This window comes from Kribbella jejuensis (assembly GCF_006715085.1).
Classification (GTDB): domain Bacteria; phylum Actinomycetota; class Actinomycetes; order Propionibacteriales; family Kribbellaceae; genus Kribbella; species Kribbella jejuensis.
The window spans coordinates 537,091-555,944 of record NZ_VFMM01000004.1 but is presented as its reverse complement, the minus strand read 5'-3'; the positions used below and the strand labels follow the sequence as shown (position 1 = coordinate 555,944).

Genomic DNA, 18,854 nt, shown 5'->3' with positions numbered 1-18,854 from the left:
GAACCTTGCCGGGCTGATCGTCCTTGTCGAAACTTCTTGACAAGTGGATGTCCCCTGCGTCGCTGACGCCCCGACCTCGTAGTAATCTTCGGTGACTCGGCGACGACGCGCGGGTGAACAAGGACACGCTGCACGCCGCGCCGGACACTGTTAGTGACGGGGCCGTTGCAGGAGGGAACGAGGGGCCGCTGTGAGCGGAGCAGAAGCGCCGGACGCTGTAGACAGCCGTCGGCCGCTCTGGGTTGTCCCGCACGAGGTGCCGGCGATCGTTCCGTTGCCGTCGCGGTCGACCGAACCACGCTGGGTCGGGGTGTATCGCTGGGCCGCGGTGGGTGGGGACCTGCTCGCGGCGATGCTCGGCGTCTCGATCGCGCTGCTGACCCGCTTCGGGTACCACGTCGGCTCCAGTTATCTCGTCGTCAGCAGCCTGTTGCCGCTGGCCTGGGTCGCCGTCGTCGGCCTCTCCAAGGGATACGACCCCCGGTTCTTCGGCGCCGGGCCGGACGAGTTCCGCTCGCTGATCCGGGCCGGCGTCGGGCTGACCGCGGCGGTCGCGATGACGTCGTACGTGACCAAGGCCGAGATCGCCCGCGGGTTCGTGGTGCTGGCGATTCCGGTGATGGTCGGTTCCGCCTTGCTGCTGCGGTACGCGCTGCGGAAGGACCTGCACCGGCACCGCGTGCGAGGTCGGTGCATGCACAGGGTTCTCGTGGTCGGGCGAAGTGGCCCGGCCGCGACTCTGTGTGAGCACTTGGAGAGCCGCCCGACCGATGGTTACCGGGTGGTGGCGACGTGCCGCCCGCGCGGTGAGTCCGGTGAGGTCGAGGCCCTGGACGAGCCCGACATCCTGGCGGCCGCCGACCGGCACGCCGTCGAGGTGGTGGCGATCGCGACCGACCCGGAGTTGGCCGGTCAGTCGCTGCGCCGGCTGTCCTGGGCGCTCGAACAGCGTGGCGTGGAGTTGATCGTCTCGCCGGGCATTATCGAGGTGGCCGGTCCGCGGATCTCGGTGCGCCCGGTGGCTGGGTTGTCGCTGCTGCATCTGGAGCGGCCGTCGGTCAGCGGCGGTCCGCACCTGATGAAGGCTGTCTTCGACCGTGTGGTTGCTCTGGGCATCATCGTGTTGTTGTCGCCGGTGCTGATCGGGCTGGCGCTCGCGGTGAAGCTGACCAGCGCCGGGCCGGTGTTGTTCCGCCAGCAGCGCGTGGGGCGTGCCGGTGTCGAGTTCACGATGTTGAAGTTCCGCAGCATGTACGTCGACGCCGAGCAGCGGCTCAGTGACCTGTATGCGTTGAGCGACGGCAACGGCGTGATTTTCAAGATGCGCAACGATCCGCGGATGACGCCGATGGGTCGGTGGATCCGCCGGTTCTCGCTGGACGAGTTGCCGCAGTTGTTCAACGTGTTGCGCGGTGACATGTCGCTGGTCGGGCCGCGACCGCCGCTGGCCGAGGAGGTCGCGCTGTATGCCGCGGACGACTCGCGGCGGATGCTGGTGAAGCCCGGCATGACAGGTCTGTGGCAGGTCAGTGGCCGCAGCGACCTGTCGTGGGACGAGTCGGTCCGTCTGGACTTGCGGTATGTCGACAACTGGTCGATGACGCTGGATCTGCTGATTCTCTGGAAGACCGTGCGCGCGGTGATCTACGGCGCGGGAGCTTATTAATGGATTTTCATGCACCGGTGTATGTGGCCGGCCATCGTGGTCTGGTCGGTTCGGCGATCTGGCGGCGCTTGGACGCGGCCGGGTACACGAATCTGATCGGCGCGTCATCGGCGGAGCTGGATCTGCGGGATCGTGAGCAGACGTTCGCGTTCCTGCGCGAACATCGGCCGGTCACTGTCATCGACGCGGCGGCGCGGGTCGGTGGCATCCTCGCGAACCGGGACCATCCGACGGAGTTCCTCAGCGACAACCTGCGCATCCAGGTGAACCTGATGGACGCCGCCCTCGAGGTCCGCACGCCGCGGCTGCTGTTCCTGGGTTCGTCGTGTATCTACCCGAAGTACGCCGAGCAGCCGATCCGCGAGTCGAGTCTGCTGACCGGGGAGCTGGAGCCGACCAACGACGCGTACGCGATCGCGAAGATCGCCGGGATCATGCAGGTCCAGGCGGTCCGCCGGCAGTACGGTCTGCGCTGGATCTCGGCGATGCCGACCAACCTGTACGGGCCGAACGACAACTTCGACCCGACCAGCTCGCATGTGCTGCCCGCGCTGATCCGCCGCTTCCACGAAGCCAAGACGACCGCCGCGGAGGAAGTCGTGCTGTGGGGGAGTGGCACACCGCGCCGGGAGTTCCTGCATGTCGACGACCTGGCCGATGCGTGTCTGCACCTGCTGGAGCACTACGACGAACCGGAGCCGATCAACGTCGGGGTCGGCGCGGACGTGACGATCCGCGAGCTGGCCGAGTTGGTCGCCCGGACCGTGGGCTACACCGGTGCGATCAGCAACGATCTGTCCAAGCCGGACGGCACGCCGCGCAAGCTGCTCGACGTGAGCCGGCTGCAGGCGCTGGGTTGGAAGCCCTCGATTTCGTTGGAAGACGGTGTGGCCGCCACCTACCGCTGGTATGTGGAGAGCTTGGAGCGCACCGCATGAAGAAGGCCTTCATCACCGGTATCACCGGCCAGGACGGTTCCTATCTGGCCGAGTTGCTGCTGTCCAAGGGGTATGAGGTGCACGGCCTGATCCGCCGCGCTTCGACCTTCAATACGAAGCGGATCGACCATCTGTACGAGGATCCGCACGCGCAGGACCAGCGGCTGTTCCTGCACTACGGCGATCTGACCGACGGGTCGCGGCTCGTCACGCTGCTGGCGGCGATCCAGCCGGCCGAGGTGTACCACCTGGCCGCGCAGTCGCATGTACGGGTGAGCTTCGACGAGCCGGAGTACACCGGTGACACGACCGGGATGGGTACGACGCGGCTGCTCGAGGCGATCCGGATGATCGGGCTGGACTGCCGGTTCTACCAGGCGTCGAGTTCGGAGATGTTCGGCGCGACGCCCCCGCCGCAGAACGAGGACACCCCGTTCTACCCGCGCTCGCCGTACGGCGCCGCGAAGCTCTACGGGTACTGGATGACCCGGAACTACCGCGAGGCGTACGACATGTTCGCGGTGAACGGGATCTTGTTCAACCACGAGTCCCCGCGGCGCGGCGAGACGTTCGTGACCCGCAAGATCACCCGCGCGGTCGCGGCGATCAAGACCGGGCGCCAGGACCGGTTGTACCTGGGCAACCTGGACGCGTGCCGGGACTGGGGCTACGCCCCGGAGTACGTCGAGGGCATGTGGCGGATGCTGCAGCACAACACCCCCGCGGACTACGTGATCGCGACCGGTACGTCGTACTCCGTGCGCGACTTCGTCTCGCTCGCGTTCGAGCACGTCGGGCTGGACTGGGAACAGTACGTCGACCACGACCAACGCTACGAGCGGCCGACCGAGGTCGACTCGCTGATCGGCGACGCCACCAAGGCCGCCGTGGAACTCGGCTGGAAGGCCCAGGTGCACGTACCCGAACTCGTCCGGATCATGGTCGACGCCGACCTCGCAGCGTTGTCAGGGCTGGAAGGAGAGGACCGATGACCGACCTTCACGCGGAGCCCACAACCTCCACTGTCGCGCAGCGTGTCGACGTTCTCGGTATCCACGTCAGCGTGACGAACCTCGACCACACGGTCCAGACCTTCGCCGGCTGGATCGAGCGTGGCGAGCGGCAGCTGGTCTGCGTCACCGACATGAACGCGCTGCTGCACGCCCGCGCCGACGAGCGGCTGACCGAGGTCTACAACACGTCCGGGCTGACCGTCCCGGACGGGATGCCGCTCGTGTGGGCCGGGAAGAAGGCCGGCTTCGAGCAGATGGACCGGGTCGCCGGGCCGGACCTGCTCGAACGGGTGCTGGCCGAGGCCGCCGAGCGCGGCTGGACGCAGTACTTCTACGGCGGCGCCGACGGCGTGGCCGAGGAGCTGCGGGAGCGGTTCCAGCAACGGCACCCCGCGTTGAAAGTCGTCGGCGTCGAGTGCCCGCCGTACCGGGCGCTGACCGAGGCCGAGGACGCGGAGACCGTCGCGCGGCTCAACGAGGCGCGCCCGGACATCGTCTGGGTGGGGCTCGGCGCGCCGAAACAGGAGCGCTGGATGGCCGAGCACCGCGACCGGCTGAACGCGGCCATCCTGATCGGCGTCGGCGCGGCGTTCGACTTCCACACCGGCCGGCTGGACCGCGCGCCGCGCTGGATGCAGCGCGCCGGACTGGAGTGGAGCTACCGGCTGTACAAGGAGCCGCGGCGGCTCTGGAAGCGGTACGTGCTCGGCATCCCGCGATTCCTCCTGGGCGTCCTGCGCCATCCACCACGCGCCCTCTAGAGTGAGCCGGTGAAGTTCCGGCGGCCGAAGCTGCGTCGGCTGGCCGGACCGGCCGGTCGCGCCACCTGGGGTTTGGCCGACCAGGCGCTCTCCAGCCTGAGCAACCTCGCCGTCGGAGTGGTCGTCGCGCGCTCGAGCACGGTCGCCGACTTCGGCGTGTACGCCCTCGCGTTCGGCGGCTACACCATCGCCCTCAACGTCTCCAGAGCCGTCTCCACAGAACCCCTGGCCGTCCGCCACTCCGGCACCAGAACCCCGGAGTGGCAACGAGCAGTCCGGGCAAGTACGGCAACCGCCATGTTGTGCGGTCTCCTGGCCATGTTGGTGGGCCTCCTGATCGCCGCAGTCCCGGGCGTTCCGTCAAAGGGTGTCCTCATCGCCTTCGCCCTCACCATGCCCGGCCTGCTACTACAGGATGCGTGGCGCTGGGCCTTCTTCGTCGTCGGCGAAGGGCAGAAAGCCTTCGTCAACGACCTGATCTGGCTACTCGCCATGCTCGCGATCTTCGGCGGCCTCTACCTCACCAAGACCACCTCGGCCTTCACCCTCACGTTCGCCTGGGGCCTCGGCGCGGTGATCGCGGCGATCGCCGGCCGCTTCCAGGCAGGCGTCGCCCCGCGCCGGCAGCTGATCCGGGAATGGGTGAAACGCAACTGGGACCTGAGCCCGAAGTACGTCGGCGAGATGCTCGCCGTCTCCGGCACCATCCAGGTCTACATGCTCGGCATCACCGCGGCCGCTGGGTTGGTCGCCACCGCGGGCATCCGCGGCGCCCAGGTCCTGCTCGGCCCGGTGAACGTCCTGAACCAGGGCATCCGGATGATCTCGGTCCCCGAGGCCGCGCGGGCCTTGAGGCACTCGTACCGCCGCCTGTGGCTGGTCGGTCTGGCGATCTCACTCGGCGTCGGCGCCGGCGCACTGGCCTGGGGCGCGATCTTCCTGCTGCTGCCGGCCGTCGTCGGCCGCGAGCTGCTCGGCCCGGGCGTCTGGAACCAGGCGCACCCCGTCCTGATCCCGGTGATCCTGCTACAGGCCCTCGGCGCCTCGAACGCCGGCGCCTTCGCGATCCTGCGCGCACTGACGGCAGCGACCCGCGGCCTGCGGGTCCGACTGATCTCGTCGGTCGTACTGATCACCTGCGGGATCACCGGCGCCTACGCCTGGGGCCCGAAGGGCGCGGCGTGGGGGCTGGCCGGAGCCTCGTTCGCCACGTTGTTGCTGTGGTGGAACGAGGCACACCGTGCCATCGCCGCGCACCGGCGGCTCAGCGCACCCTGACGGTCGCGTAGCCGCCGCGGACGACGTGATGTCCGTCGAAGACCTCGATCCGGTAGGCCTGAGTGGTCCCGGACGGCGCCGCGGTGTCGGTGAGCGTGATGCTGGGCCGGTACCAGAACGAGGAGCTGACCGTGGTCGCGGCGACGACGGTGTTCGTCCGCCCGCGGAGCAGCCGGTACGTGAGCCGTATGTCGTCGTTGTCGAGCGATGCCCTGACGGTGGCGTTCACCCGATGGACCCTGGTGCTGGACAGCGCCGGCGCCGGCGGGGTCAGCGGTGCGGCCCCGGGACCGAAGTTGGTGAACCGGGTCAGGCCCTCCTGACCGACGCCGTTGATCTCGGTGAAGTCGCCGCCGATCCACAGGTCGCTGCCGCCGCTGACCGCGACCAGTGGACCGACCAACGTCGGCGGCCCGCCGTTCGCGTTCGGGAACCACGGCCCCAGGGCGCCGGTCGCGGGATTCTGCAGCAGCAGGAAGTGGGTGCCGCTGCCGTCGGCGAACGTGTGCGGACAACTGTGCGCGTGCGACCCCTTGAACAGCCATCCGTCGACCATCGCCAGCGCCTCGGTCGCGCCCAGGCAGTTGCTCCTCCACAGCAGCTTGCCGGTGGCAACGTCCGCGGCCCAGGTCCCGTCGAAGCAGCCCCAGCCGTCACCGGCGTCGGCGAAGAAGACCCGGCTCCCGGACGTCTCGATGTCCTTCACCCGCGAGGTGCACGAGTCGTTCGGCAGCGGTACGGCGGACGCGGCCGGGAACGGCAGCGCCGCACCGGTGGAAGTGTTGACGCTGGCAACTGCCCAGTGATCCGTCCCGCGCAGCGTCGAGAACGTCCCGCCCACGTAGACCTTCGAGTTGTCGTCGGCGACATCGATCGCGTAGACGTCGTCGTCCGCGTCCGGATTCCACGGCAGCAGGGCGCCGGTGACGGTACTGATCGCGGCCACCCGGTTCCGGGTCACGCCGTTCACCTGCTCGAAGGAACCACCGAAGTACAGACTGTTCCGGCCGATCGCGAGCGCCTTCACCCGGTACGAGACCTGCGGCGCGATGTTCGCGACGAGCCGGCCGGTCGCGGTGTCGAAGGCGGCGAGCCGGTTCCGGACCAGACCGTCGACGCGGGTGAAGTCGCCCCCGACGTACACCCGGGAACCGTCGGGCGAGGCCACCACCGCCCAGACGAATCCGTCCAGCTCGTGGTTCATCGCGGCATCGAGCGCTCCCGTGCGCTCGTCGAACGCGGCCAGGTAGGTCCGGGTCACCTCGCGAGTGCCGGCCGGCGCGCCGGGCGGACGGACCGTGGTGAACCGGCCGCCGACGTACACCTTGCCCTTGGCAACGGCCAGGCCGAGCACGCTGGCATTGGTCTGCCAGCTGGCGGCAGCGATCGCCGTCAGCCGTGCTCCGGTGCTCAGCGCGGGCTGCGGTGACAGCACCGCGAGGACCAGCCCACTGATGCCCAGCGCAACGAAAAGTCTTCTCATGGTCGGCACTCCCAGTCATCAAGCTACGACCGAGAGTACCGATCGGGATAGAGCAGTTACGGGATCTTGATGCTGGCCGTGGCGCCCTTCATGATGTTGCGACCGTCGTGCACCTCGACGTGGTACGAGTACGTCGAGCCGCGCTTGAGGCCGCGGTCGACCACCTGGTAGGTCTTCCGGGGCTGCCAGAAGTAGGTCGTGTACCGGTTCGAGCCGATGTTCAGCGCGCCGCGGAACACGTTGTACGTCAGGGTGAGGTTGTCCAGGTCGTAGGAGTCGCTGTAGCTGACGTACACCCGGCCGGCCGACGTCGCGGTCAGCCTCGGCGCCTTCGGTACGGCGGGAGCCGCGCCGCCCGGCGTGTTCGTGAACCGGGTGATACCGACCTGGAGCTGGCCGTTGACGTGCAGGAAGTCGCCCCCGACCCACAGGTCCGTGGCGGTGCCGGCCATCGCCAGCGGACCGACCTTCGTGGTGCTCTTCGGGTTCGCGTCGGTGTTCGGGAACCAGGATCCGAGGTAGCCGTTGATCGTGCTCTCGACCAGCAGGTAGTGCGTCCCGGTGCCGTTGCCGAAGCCGTTCGGGGTCGAGGTGCAGTCATGGGCGTGCGAACCCTTGTAGAGCCAGTTGCCGATCGCCTTGATCGCCTCGGTCGCGCCCAGACACTTGTTCTGCCAGAGCAGTTTGCCGGTCGACACCGACGCGGCGAGAACACCGTCGTAGCAGCCGGAACCGTCGCCGCCGTTGGACACGTACACGTTGTCGCCGAGGGTGTCGATGTCCTTGACCCGGGTGGTGCAGGTCGGCGTCGGCTTCGGGATCGCCGCGGCGGCCGGGAAGGCGAAGGCCGCGCCGTTGGTGTTGTTCAGCATCGCCAGCGCGTAGTGGTCCTTGCCGTTGATCGTGCTGAACGGGCCGCCGACGAAGACCCGGGTGCCGTTGTCGGAGACGTCGATCGCGTACACGTCGGCGTTGGCGTTCGGGTTCCACGGCAGCAGATCACCCTGGATCAGCCGGACCGCGCCGAGCCGGTTGCGGACCACGCCGTCGATCTTGCCGAACGCGCCGCCGATGAACACGCTGTTGCCGTAGATGGCCAGCGCCTTCACGCGGGCCGCGACGACCGGGTCCCAGGCGGCGACGAGCTTGCCGGTGGCGACCGAGAACATCGCGATCTTGCTGCGCCGGACCCCGTTGACCATGGTGAAGTCGCCGCCGATCACGACCCACTTGCCGTCCGGGCTGGTCGCGATCGCGTACACCGGGCCGTTCAGCACCGGCGCGAACGCGGTCGGCGCACCGGTCGTCCGGTTGAACGCGGCGACGTACGTGCGCTTCGCCTCCGGCGCCTGACCCGAGGCCTTGCCGGGCTGGCGGAGCCGGGTGAACAGACCGCCCGCGAACACGGTGTTCCCGGAGATCGCCAGCGCGTTCACGCTGTTGTTGGTCTGCCACGACGGCTGCTTGATCGCTGACACCGCGGTCGCGAACCCCGGGGTCGCCGCCTGGACAGGCGGTCCGGAGGGGATCAGCGCGGCGGCCAGAACGGCCGCACCGGTGACAAGGGCCAGCACTAACTTCTTCATTGATGTCCTAACACAGGCGGGGCCTCACAGCGCGTGCCTCATCACGCACCAGCGTCGGACACTAGCGCTGCAGGAGGCCCACCGGAAGCGGGCCCCCTGATCGCGTTATGACTTTGTGCCAGAGAAGCCTTTTCACCTGGCCGCGTAGTGAGACTGCACCTGCAGCGGCGACAGGGCGTACGGGTAGACGGCCGCCTCGTCGATGCCCATACCGGTCTGGGTCGCTCCGCCGCCGGGCCACGAGTTGGTCAGGTCGTACCCGACTCGCCACCAGCCGTAGTAGATCGACGCGGGGCCGACGAGCGCACTGCCGCTCAGCACGCCGTCGACGTACAGCTTCATGCTGCCGTTGTCGTAGGTACCGACGACGTGGTGCCAGTTGCCGTCGTTCTTCCCGGACGAGCTGGTCAAGGTCCGCTGCGCGCCGTCGTTGACGCCGAACACGATCGAGCCGTTCGTCCGCATGTAGAGCATCCGGTCGCCGCCGCCACCGCTGTTCCCGGTCTTCGAGTTGCCGAAGCCGATGATCCGGCCGCCGCGGTTGAAGCCGCTCTGCTTGACCCAGGCCTCGACGGTGAACTGCTGCGGCATGCTGTACGCCTTCTCGCCGACCATCCGTCCGGTGCTGGTGCTGGTGGTCATCGCGGTGTTGCCCGCGATCGCACCGGCGCTGCCGAGCGTGACACCGGTGAAGGTGCCGTTGTTGCTCTGCCCGGAGGAGTCCACCGAGGTCGTCGTACCTGCGGGCTCGCCGAGGCGCCAGTACGCCTGTGGGCCGTCGGCGTTGACGATCTGGTCGTAGGCCGTGGACGCCGTCGAGGCGACCGTGAGCGGGTCGGAGTAGTTGCCGCGGACAGTCGTGGTGCCGTCGCTGACCTCGACGCGGTAGTTCGTCACCTCACCGGGTGCCGAGGAGGTGTCGGTGTAGCTCAGCCAGGGCCGGTCCCACGGCGTCGACTTGGCCGTCCAGGTCGCGATCGTGGTGTTGGTGAACCCCTTCAGCAGCCGGTACGTCAGCGTGCTGTCGTCGTTGTCGACGACGGTCGGGAAGTGGATCTGGACCACGCCGGGCTGGACGCTGTACGGCAGCAGCTTGGCGGGCTTGGCCGGCGCGGCCCCGGGGCCGGCGTTGGTGAAGTGCGTGAGGCCTTGCTGGCCGCTGCCGTTCACGTTCAGGAAGTCGCCGCCGACCCACAGGTCGCTGCCGCCGGTCGCGAAGGCCAGCGGGCCGACGTTCGTCACGCTGTTCGGGTCGGCGTCGGTGTTCGGGAACCAGGGACCCAGCGAGCCGTCGGTCAGCTTCTCCGAGAGCAGGAAGTGGTACCCGAAGCCCTGCGGGAAGCCGCCGGCGCCCTGGTTGGCGCAGTCGTGCGCGTGCGAGCCCTTGTACAGCCAGCCGTTGACGACCTTGACCGCTTCGGTCGCACCGAGGCACTGGTTCTTCCACTTGAGCGTGTTGGTGGCGATGTCGACCGCCCAGGTGCCGTCGAAGCAGCCGCCGCCGTCACCGCCGTTGCCGAAGTACACCGTGTCGCCGCTGGCGTCGATGCTCTTCACCCGGGTCGTGCAGGACCCGGTCGGCAGCGGCACGGCCGAGGCGCCCGGGAAGGGCAGCACGGCGCCGGTCACCGGGTCGAGGCTGGTCACGGTGTTCTGGTTGGTGCCGTTGACCGTACTGAACTGACCACCCGCGTACACCTTGGACGCGTCGTCGGCGACGTCCACGGCGTAGACGTCGCCGTTCACGTCCGGCGCCCACGGCAACAGCGCGCCGGTGTCGGTGGTGACCGCGGCGAGCCGGTTGCGGGTCAGGCCGTTGACCAGGCCGAACGAGCCGCCGAAGTACACCGTCGTCCCGGACACGGCGATGGACTTCACCCGGTACGACACCGAGGGCTTCCAGTCCGCCACCAGGGCGCCGGTGGCCGTGTCGAACGCGGCGATCCGGTTCCGGGTCTGGCCGTTCACGGTGGTGAAGTCACCGCCGACGAAGATCCGCGACCCGTCCGCCGAGGCGGCGACCGCGTAGACCTGGCCGTTCAGCACCGGGGTGAAGGTGGTGACCAGCGCGCCGGTCGATGCGTCGAAGGCGGCCAGGTACGCCTGGGCCACCTCACCGGTCCCGGCGGCGGCGCCCGGCGGGCGGACGCTGGTGAAGCGGCCCCCGGCGTACGCCTTGCCTGCTGCGACCGCCAGCGCCTGGACACTGGCGTTGGTCTGCCAGGTCGAGGTGTTGACCGCCGAGAGCGAGGCCTCGACGCTCTGCGCCGGCGGCGCGATGAGCAGCGTTCCTGCGATCGCCAGGATGGTTCCGGCGATCCCCAGCCGCGTGAACAGCCGTCGTTTCGTCAATGTCCCCCCTAGGACACAATCCGGCGCCGCCTCACGGCGCCGTACCCCAGATCTTCGGTCGAAGCTCCCCCGGAACAGAGAGTAAGGCACCGGAGCGGGATCGTGTACGCGGGCCACCCGGCGCTGTGGATATCCTGGGTCGCCGGCCCCCAGCGGGTCGGGGCGGATCGAGGCGGATCGAGGTAGTAGATGGAACCCGGCACTGTGGTCTGGCGGGAGACCGCTCAGTCACTGTTGCGGCAGAAATGGCTCATCCTCGGCTGTGTACTGCTCGGACTGCTCGGCGCCTCGGTGTTCGCGCTCTCCCAGACGACCCGCTGGACGGCCTCGAGCCAGCTGGTGATCGGCCCGGCCGTCCCGCCCGCGCTGGTCGGGAAGCTGTCCACCGGCGCCGACAAGACCGGCCCGCTCGGCATGGACCTGCCGGCCGAGACCCAGGCCCGGGTGATGGCCAGCCCGACGCTGCTCGCCGCGGTGGTGAAGTCGCTCGGCATGCCGAACACCGACAAGACCATCCAGGGCCTGGCCGCGGTGACCCGGGTGAAAGCGGTCACCGACAACGCGTACCTGGTGACCACCGACGGCCCGACCGCGCAGCAGGCGGTCGACCGCGCGAACGCGATCGCCACGATCTACCTGACCCAGCGCAACAACGAGGCGAAGGCGCTGCTCACCAACCTGGCCGAGCAGGCGCAGGGCCGGTCGAAGACCGCGACCCAGCAGTCCCGCAGCCTGATCAGCCAGATCAACGAAGCGGTCGGCCGCGGCGACAACCAGACCGCGGCGGCGCTCCGCGACCAGCGCGTCGGCCTGGCGACCGAGGCCCGGCAGGCCGCTGACGACGCGGCCGCGATGCTGAAGGCGCTGACCGCCGTCGGCGCCGGGAGCCAGCTCGTCACACCGGCCACCACCGACACCGCCACGTCGTCGCCGATCGTTGCGCGCGACATCCTGGTCGGCGGCATCCTCGGCCTGGTGCTCGGCTTCGGCCTGGCCCTGCTCCGGTCGCACCTGACGCCGTACATCCTGACCCGCGACCAGGCGGCCCGGGCCGCCAGCGCGCCGGTGATGGCGGCCTCCGAGGGACATCGCCGCCGGTTCTGGCAGCGGTCCGCCCCGGAGCTCCCGCAGTACGAGATCACAGCCCTCGGCGCCGAGGCGAGCGGTGCGCTGGCCCGGCGCGAGCTGAACCCGCGAGCGGTCGCGGGCGGCAGCCCCGGAGCGTTGCTGGTGGTGTCGGCGTCCCCGACGCCGAACTCCGCGGGCATCGCGCTCGCGATGGCCGAGGCGAACGCGCGCGACGGCCGCGAGACCCTGCTCGTGCTGGCCGACATCGAAGGTCCGCCGGTGCTGCCGCACCTCACCGGGCACGAAGGGCTCACCGACCTGGTCAACGAGCCGGCCGCGACCCGCGCGATCCGCGCCCGCAAGCTGTTCCGGCCCGGCACCGTCGCCGACCTGTACGTGCTACCGCCCGGCCTGAACCACGAGGAGACCGCCGAGGCCGTCGGGCCGTCGCTCGTCCCGGGCATCGTCGCGGACCTGCCCCCGGGATACTCCGTCGTCATCCACGGCCCGGCCTCGGTCGGGCGGCACGGGATCAGCCCGCTCGCCGCCGCGGTCGACGCCTCGGTGCTCGTCGTCCAGGTCGGCCTCGACAAGGAGATGGACGTCGCCCGGCTGACCGGCGCCCTGCAGTTCGCCGGCGCTCCGGTGCTCGGCGTCGTGCTGATCGGTACGGCGGCGCAGGACGAGACGCTCGGCATCCCGCTGAACTACAAGCCGCTGGACTGATGTCCGTGTCGCTCGGGACCTTGGCACCTCCCGTTCCAGGCACGGTCGAGAACGTCGACGAGCGACCGGCCTGGTTCTGGCTGATGCTGTGGTGCCTGTTCGTCCTCGGTGTGCAGCCGTGGTCGTCACGGGTCGCGGCGCCGCAGGGTACGACGGGGTCCACGAACAGCATGGCGAAAGGCGTGCTGCTCGGAGTGGTGTTCCTGGTCGCGGTCGCGGCGACCAGGCCGGGCTTCCGGACCCGGGTGAATCCGGCCAGCTGGCTCTACGTGATGTACGTGCTGTTCGCCTGCGCGACAGCGTTCCTGCTGGCCGAGCCGATGGGTCCGCTGACCCGGTTGGCCCGGTTCCTGATCGGACTGGTCTTCGTCTTCCTGCTCTGGCGGCCGCTGATCCAGGTACCGGAGCGGCTGGTCCGGGCGCACCTGTGGGCCCATGTGTTGCTGGCGGCAACCGTCGTGCTGAGCCTCGCGTACTCGCCGTCGCAGGCGTGGCGGCCGCTCCGTTCGCTCGGCGCCGGGTCCCGGCTGCAGGGTGTCATCATCCCGATGCTGCCGCCGCGGGTCGGCGAGGTCGGCGCGATCCTGCTCGGGCTCGCGCTGATCGGGCTGTTCGCCCGGAAGCTGTCGGCGCTGCCGGCGTTCGCGCTGATCGGCCTCGGCGGCGTACTGATCGCGGCCAGCCGGACCCGTACGTCGGCCGCGGCGGTCGCGTTCGGGCTGGTGATCGCCCTCATCATCACCCGGAAGACGTGGCTCGGCCGGATCGCGTGCCTCGCCGTACCGGCGTTGCTCGGGCTCGCGTTCCTGACCATCGGCTCGTTGCACACCTGGCTGCTGCGCGGTCAGGGCACCCGGCAGATCACGTCGCTGAGCGGCCGGACGACGAGCTGGCACGCGGTCGTGGACGAGAAGGTGTCGACGCAGACCGCGATCATCGGCCACGGCCTCGGGAACAAGCGGGTCCTGCTGACCCGCGGCGAGGGCGACGTCGACGTGATGGCGATCGACAACAGCTGGCTCGGCCTGTACTGGGAGACCGGGCTGCTCGCCGTCGCGATCGTCGCGCTGGCGCTGATCCTGGCCTGGGTGTCCGTGCTGCGCGCGCCCACGCCGTACATCAGGGCCTGTGGCGCGCTGCTGCTCGGGTACGTGACCGCGGCCTCGCTCAACGAGAGCGGCCTGTCCGACCTGTCCTCGATGACGGTGCACCTGCTGGTCGCCGCGGCGATCTGCGACGCCGACCGGCTGAGACAGCGAAGACGGGCGCTAGCTGCTCACTGAGTCCTGGTCGAAGCCGGACTGCTGCCACTGCGACCAGGTGAGGGTCTTGCCGCGGTAAGCGAACTTCCCGGCGCCCTGGTAGCTGTTCCGGCGGAAGGTGACCGCACCCGGCTGTGTCGGCGACTTCTTGTTCTCGACCACGCCGAGCGACGCCGACGGGTCCGTCATCACGAACAGGTTGCCCTCGACGAGCACGTTGCTGAGGACGTACGTCCCGCGCGGCCCTTCGCCCCGGGTCCGCGACTGGATCGACAGCGCGTTCCGGTTGTCCTTGATCAGGTTGCCCCGCACCTGCACGTCGGACGAGGTGTTGACGTTGATACCGCCGCCGTCCCAGAGCGTGCCGCCGGAGCCGCGACCGGTACCGAAACCGTTGTGCTCGACGACGTTCTGGTCGATCACGCCGGTGTAGCTGATCTCGTATCGGATGCCGTCCGCGGCGTTGTCCCGGATCCGGTTCCCGGTGATCCGGCGGTCGTACTCCGCGATGTCGCTCCAGATCCCGACGCCGGTGTTCGCGACCACGTCGTTGCCGCTGACCTCGCCGGACGACCGGGTGGACTTGATCCCGCCGGACTCCCAGTCCGCGATCCAGAACCCGTCGGTGTTGTTCCGGGTGACCAGGTTCGCGCTGATCCGGACGTCCTTCGACTTGTACTGACCGATGCCGAGCTGGCCGTTTTCCGCGACCGTGTTCCGGCTGACCTCGGCGTTGTCGCCCTCGATCACCATGATCCCGACGGCGTGGTTCCAGCGGACCTCGTTCGACACGACCTTCCAGCCGGGACCGGCCTGCAGCGCGCCGGCCTGCGGGCGGCCGGCGAAGTACTCGATCGTCAGCCCGGTCACGGTCACGTTGTCGGCGGACTTGTCGATCGCGGTCTGCGTCCGCGACATCTCGACGACGTGACCGGCCGGATCAGCTCCGACGTAGACGGTGTTGGTCGTGTAGTCGCCGTAGAAGGTGCCGGGCTTGAGCTCTTGGAGGCTCATGACTCGGGTCAGGTGCTTGCCGTCGACGAACAGCTGCTCGCCCCGTTGACACGGGTTGGTCCTGTTGTCCTCGCACTGGCCCTTGAGCGGATAGGGGCTTGGTAGGACACCGTGTACCGACCAGCTCGTGCCGGTGTGCTTCCAGCCGGTCAACCTGACGGCTCCGCTCAGCACCGCGCCGAGTTGTCCGCCGAGCGTGTCACCCCTTTTCGGCTGGATCGCGCGGATCAGCCGGTGCACACCCTTCGCGAAGCAGAACGTCGTGCCTCCGGGGGCGGCGTCGATGACAGGCTGCGGGTCGGTCCCGACCGGAATCGCCGTACCTGTGCAGGGCTTCGCCGTACTCGGGCCGGTCGGTCCGAGCACGGCGGCAGCGGCGGCAGGTGGGCCGGTGGGGACCGTCACTGTGGACGTGGGGGTTCCGGCCGGGTGTCCGGCGTTCTGGTCGCCGTCGGTGCACCCCGTCAGGAGCACCAGCGCGACGCCCGCCGTCGCGGCCACACGACCCCTCATCTCAGTCCCTTCCAGGCGCATGTCCGGACGCTCGGCGAACCGGACCTCCGGGGACCCTACCTTGTCGCAGTAGCAGCGGCGTGAGACCCCGGAGTCGGTAGAGTGCTGAGCTCTTCGGCGGGGGCAGGTACTAGGACGGATCGATCAATGGTGCGCATACCCGGGTTCTGGCGGTCACGTCGAGGCGCCGCTGCCACAACGTCTGCCGCGACGTCTGGCGCTGGGTCGAAGCGGGATGCTCGGGGGGTCGAAGCGATCAGCCCGGAGCTCGCACTGGGCGCGGGTTTCCTGATCGAGACCGCCGCGGACGGGCTGCACCTGCATGCGCCGCGGGTGGACCTTCGGGCCGAGCGGCTGGTCGCACTGGTCGTCGAGCCTGGTGAGCGCGGCCCGATGCTTGCCTACCGGGTGTTCGACCCGGATCGGCAGGCGGCCGACAAGGCGTACGACATGCACTGGAGCGAGGGGAGCAGCGGCGGACTCTGGGAGGAGTCGGTCAAGTCGAAGCTCCTTGCCGCCGAGTCGCCGAGGCTTCCGATCGGCTCTCGACTGGCTGACGCGGGCTTCGAGCAGGTCTCCGACGGCATCTGGCGGCACAGCCGGTTCGGCAGCACGATCACCGCGGTCGTGCGCGACGGCGAGGTCGGCTTCTACACTCCCACCGGCAACGCCGCGATCGATGACGTGATCCGGCGTTCCCGCGTCGTCGGACCCGTACAGGTGCAGACGTACAGGGGTCCGCAGCCGGCACTCAGGCTGAGTGGGGAGTGGATGACCTACACACTGGAACAGCCCTTCACCCATCCCCTGGACGTCGAGATGACGCGCCCCGCGACGCGTGCCGAACTCGGCCTGCCCGAGGTGACGCTGCCCGACGCCCCGGCAGCCGGCGACGAGACCGAGCGGATCCTCGGCCTGACCGAGATCGACGGCCGGCCGGTCCGGGAACTCGAGGCCTGGATGCGCCCGTTCGATCCGGATCGGCCCTCGGAACCGGTGGACTTCAATCGTTCGCAGGAAGGATTCCTCGGCCCCCGGGACAGCCTGTTGCGGACCCTGGCTCGCGACAACGAGGTGGTCCGCAGACTCGGCCTGACCCACGAGGAGCTCGCGGTGACCGTCGAGAACGCGACCACGGCGTCCGCCCGGTTCGCCGTCAAGCAGTACGTCGGGCCCGATCACCATCGCTACCGGATCGAGGCGAACGGATCGATGGGCGTGCAGCCGTCGCCGTTCCGCGACGGCGGGGTCGGCAGCAGCGACTACCGGGTGGTCAACGAGCGGACCGGGTCCGCGCTCGAGCTCTCGGACCTGACGGCGTCGATGGCTCGTCGCGGTTTCTACCAGGGACCCGGGACGTCGTACCGATCCGCGCCTGAGGACATCGTTCGTACCTTCACCCAGCTGTCCGAGAAGGCCGGTGGCGAGCAGAAGATCGCGCAGGTCGTCGCCGAGGTCGACGCGTACTTCTCCACCCTCGATGCGGTGGACAGATCGTCCGCTGCCGGTGAGCTCCGGCCGTCCGCGCCGGCGGTGGCCGACCCGGACCGCCCGGGCGGCCGGTCGGCCAACGGCCGGACCTCGCGGGCACCGGACGTTCCGGGACGCTAGCGGCGACGCTGCCCCCCACGGGCAGTCAGGAGAGGTACGTGTCCTTCGCGAGGTCGTACGCGAGGGCCTTCGCGACCTGCAGCGCGTCGTCCTCGTCCAGACGGTGTTGGACGACGAGGTTGGCCAGGTACCCGGCGTCGATCCGGCGGGCCAGGTCGTGCCGGGCCGGGATCGACAGGTACGCGCGGGTGTCGTCGACGAAGCCCGACATGTTGTAGAAGCCGGCCGTCTCGGTGACCAGCTCGCGGAACCGGCGCATCCCGTCCGGGCTGTCCAGGAACCACCACGGCGCCCCGAGCCGTACGGCCGGGTAGACGCCCGCGAGCGGCGCGAGCTCCCTGCTGTACACGGTCTCGTCGACGGTGAACAGCACGAGCCGGAAGCCCTCGGCGTGCCCGAACCGCTCGAGCAACGGTCGCAGCGAGCGGGTGAACTCGGCCGCCACCGGGATGTCGTGGCCCTGGTCCGGCCCGTACGTCGCGAAGATCGCCGGGTCGTGGTCGCGCAGTACGCCGGGGTGCAGCTGCATGACCAACCCGTCCTCGGCCGACATCACCGCGAACTGGTACAGCATGTGCCCGGCGAACGCCTGGGCGTCCTGCGCCGTGACGTCGCCCTTGAGCGCGCCCGCGTAGATCCGGGCCGCCTCGGCGTCGGTCAGCGGTACGGCGGCCGCGCTCAGGTGACCGTGATCGGTGGCCCGCGCGCCGGCCGCGATGAAGGCCCGCCGGCGTTGCCGCAGTGCCTGCAGGAAGCCGTCGTACGTCGTGGTGTCGACGTCGGCCAGCTTGCCGAGCTGCGCGATCAGGCCGGGCCAGCCGTCCCGGTCGACGTGGGCCACAGCGTCGGGGCGGAACGTCGGGACCACGCGGCCGGGCAGCTCCTGGTCGAGGCTCGCGTGCTGCGCGAGGTCGTCGGTGGCCGCGTCGGTGGTGGAGATCAGCTCGATGTTGAACCGGTCGAGCAGCGCGCGCGGGCGGAAGCCGGGCTCGGCGATCCGGGCCATGATCCGGTCGTACAGGTCGTCGGCGGTCTCCGCGGACGGGTGGACGTCGAGTCCGAGAACCTCGGCGAACTCGTGCTCCAGCCAGTACCGGCTCGGCGTACCGAGGAACAGGTGCCAGTTGGCGCAGAACTCCCGCCAGACCTCCCGCGGCTGTGCCTGGGCGGTCTGCTCACCGTGACGGCGGGGAAGGCCCAGCTTGTCAGGGGAGACGCCCTGGGAGATCAGCATCCGGGTCACGTAGTGGTCCGGGACGACGAGCAGGTCGGCCGGGTTGCCGAACGGTGCGTCGGTGGCGAACAGCCCGATGTCGACGTGTCCGTGCAGGCAGAGCAGCGGCAGGTCCTTCGTCGAGGCGTGGATCCGGCGTGCGACGTCACGGGCCGGGCCGGCCGGCAGGGCTCGGTCCGGATGGGGCTGCAAAGCCTTCGGCATCTGTCCTCCGATGAGCGGTTGGTGAAACAGCACTGCAAAGGATTGCAGTCCATGCCTGCCCGCACAATACCCCGGTCCTTGACACAAGCTGCAACCGATTGCAGACTCGATCCGCTCACCCTCACCCTCGCTTCGCCCGGGACGG

Annotated in this window: 13 protein-coding genes; 8 read left to right on the top strand and 5 right to left on the bottom strand. The window is 69.4% G+C overall.

Annotated features, from left to right (window positions below; translation table 11 throughout):
* Nucleotides 1-190: 190 nt before the first annotated feature.
* Genes FB475_RS35380 through FB475_RS35360 form a run of 5 tightly spaced genes read left to right on the top strand, consistent with a single transcriptional unit; the run spans nt 191 to nt 5,656 of the window.
* Complete coding sequence (locus tag FB475_RS35380; protein ID WP_141862689.1) at nt 191-1,666, top strand: sugar transferase; 1,476 nt, start codon at nt 191-193, stop codon at nt 1,664-1,666.
* Entirely contained in the window at nt 1,666-2,604 is a 939-nt protein-coding gene (locus tag FB475_RS35375; protein WP_141862687.1) for a GDP-L-fucose synthase family protein, read from the top strand. Before FB475_RS35380 ends, FB475_RS35375 begins: the two co-directional genes overlap by 1 nt.
* Nucleotides 2,601-3,596, top strand: a complete 996-nt coding sequence (gene gmd, locus FB475_RS35370) for a GDP-mannose 4,6-dehydratase (RefSeq protein ID WP_141862685.1) — start codon at nt 2,601-2,603, stop codon at nt 3,594-3,596. The genes FB475_RS35375 and gmd overlap by 4 nt, the downstream gene beginning before the upstream one ends.
* Nucleotides 3,593-4,378 (top strand): WecB/TagA/CpsF family glycosyltransferase, encoded by a 786-nt coding sequence (locus FB475_RS35365; protein ID WP_141862683.1) that lies wholly within the window; start codon nt 3,593-3,595, stop codon nt 4,376-4,378. The genes gmd and FB475_RS35365 overlap by 4 nt, the downstream gene beginning before the upstream one ends.
* A gap of 9 nt (nt 4,379-4,387) precedes the next feature.
* Nucleotides 4,388-5,656 (top strand): MATE family efflux transporter, encoded by a 1,269-nt coding sequence (locus tag FB475_RS35360; protein WP_238332639.1) that lies wholly within the window; start codon nt 4,388-4,390, stop codon nt 5,654-5,656.
* Here FB475_RS35360 and FB475_RS35355 read toward each other — a convergent pair.
* From FB475_RS35355 to FB475_RS35345, 3 genes are all read right to left on the bottom strand, one after another.
* On the bottom strand, nt 5,643-7,139 hold the full coding sequence (locus tag FB475_RS35355; protein WP_185759579.1) for a fibronectin type III domain-containing protein: 1,497 nt from the start codon (nt 7,137-7,139) through the stop codon (nt 5,643-5,645). The two genes, FB475_RS35360 and FB475_RS35355, sit on opposite strands and share 14 nt — an antisense overlap.
* Before the next feature lie 56 nt (nt 7,140-7,195).
* Nucleotides 7,196-8,725 (bottom strand): WD40 repeat domain-containing protein, encoded by a 1,530-nt coding sequence (locus FB475_RS35350; RefSeq protein WP_141862681.1) that lies wholly within the window; start codon nt 8,723-8,725, stop codon nt 7,196-7,198.
* Nucleotides 8,726-8,857: 132 nt separating this feature from the next.
* A complete protein-coding gene (locus FB475_RS35345) occupies nt 8,858-11,077 on the bottom strand; it encodes a LamG-like jellyroll fold domain-containing protein (protein WP_141862680.1) in 2,220 nt (739 codons plus the stop codon).
* 189 nt (nt 11,078-11,266) lie between these two features.
* Here FB475_RS35345 and FB475_RS35340 point away from each other — a divergent pair, with 189 nt between their 5' ends.
* Together FB475_RS35340 and FB475_RS35335 are read left to right on the top strand one after the other, a co-directional pair.
* Nucleotides 11,267-12,871, top strand: coding sequence for a Wzz/FepE/Etk N-terminal domain-containing protein (locus FB475_RS35340; protein ID WP_141862679.1), 1,605 nt, complete (start codon nt 11,267-11,269; stop codon nt 12,869-12,871).
* Nucleotides 12,871-14,154 (top strand): O-antigen ligase family protein, encoded by a 1,284-nt coding sequence (locus FB475_RS35335; protein WP_141862678.1) that lies wholly within the window; start codon nt 12,871-12,873, stop codon nt 14,152-14,154. Before FB475_RS35340 ends, FB475_RS35335 begins: the two co-directional genes overlap by 1 nt.
* Here FB475_RS35335 and FB475_RS35330 read toward each other — a convergent pair.
* Complete coding sequence (locus FB475_RS35330; protein WP_141862676.1) at nt 14,140-15,660, bottom strand: right-handed parallel beta-helix repeat-containing protein; 1,521 nt, start codon at nt 15,658-15,660, stop codon at nt 14,140-14,142. The two genes, FB475_RS35335 and FB475_RS35330, sit on opposite strands and share 15 nt — an antisense overlap.
* Nucleotides 15,661-15,807: 147 nt before the next feature.
* On the opposite strand from FB475_RS35330, the gene FB475_RS35325 reads away from it, so the two are divergent.
* Nucleotides 15,808-17,271: a hypothetical protein gene (locus FB475_RS35325; protein ID WP_141862674.1), complete on the top strand. Its 1,464-nt coding sequence runs from the start codon at nt 15,808-15,810 to the stop codon at nt 17,269-17,271.
* Between the two features lie 25 nt (nt 17,272-17,296).
* Here the strand turns inward: FB475_RS35325 and uxaC are convergent, their stop codons facing one another.
* Nucleotides 17,297-18,709: a glucuronate isomerase gene (uxaC, locus tag FB475_RS35320; RefSeq protein ID WP_141862672.1), complete on the bottom strand. Its 1,413-nt coding sequence runs from the start codon at nt 18,707-18,709 to the stop codon at nt 17,297-17,299.
* Between the last annotated feature and the right edge of the window lie 145 nt (nt 18,710-18,854).

Coding starts and splice junctions, on each gene's coding strand:
- FB475_RS35375 (WP_141862687.1), top strand. CDS start 1,666: ATGGATTTTCATGCACCGGTGTATGTGGCCGGCCATCGTGGTCTGGTC.
- gmd (WP_141862685.1), top strand. CDS start 2,601: ATGAAGAAGGCCTTCATCACCGGTATCACCGGCCAGGACGGTTCCTAT.
- FB475_RS35365 (WP_141862683.1), top strand. CDS start 3,593: ATGACCGACCTTCACGCGGAGCCCACAACCTCCACTGTCGCGCAGCGT.
- FB475_RS35355 (WP_185759579.1), bottom strand. CDS start 7,139: ATGAGAAGACTTTTCGTTGCGCTGGGCATCAGTGGGCTGGTCCTCGCG.
- FB475_RS35350 (WP_141862681.1), bottom strand. CDS start 8,725: ATGAAGAAGTTAGTGCTGGCCCTTGTCACCGGTGCGGCCGTTCTGGCC.
- FB475_RS35340 (WP_141862679.1), top strand. CDS start 11,267: ATGGAACCCGGCACTGTGGTCTGGCGGGAGACCGCTCAGTCACTGTTG.
- FB475_RS35335 (WP_141862678.1), top strand. CDS start 12,871: ATGTCCGTGTCGCTCGGGACCTTGGCACCTCCCGTTCCAGGCACGGTC.
- FB475_RS35330 (WP_141862676.1), bottom strand. CDS start 15,660: ATGAGGGGTCGTGTGGCCGCGACGGCGGGCGTCGCGCTGGTGCTCCTG.
- FB475_RS35325 (WP_141862674.1), top strand. CDS start 15,808: ATGGTGCGCATACCCGGGTTCTGGCGGTCACGTCGAGGCGCCGCTGCC.
- uxaC (WP_141862672.1), bottom strand. CDS start 18,709: ATGCCGAAGGCTTTGCAGCCCCATCCGGACCGAGCCCTGCCGGCCGGC.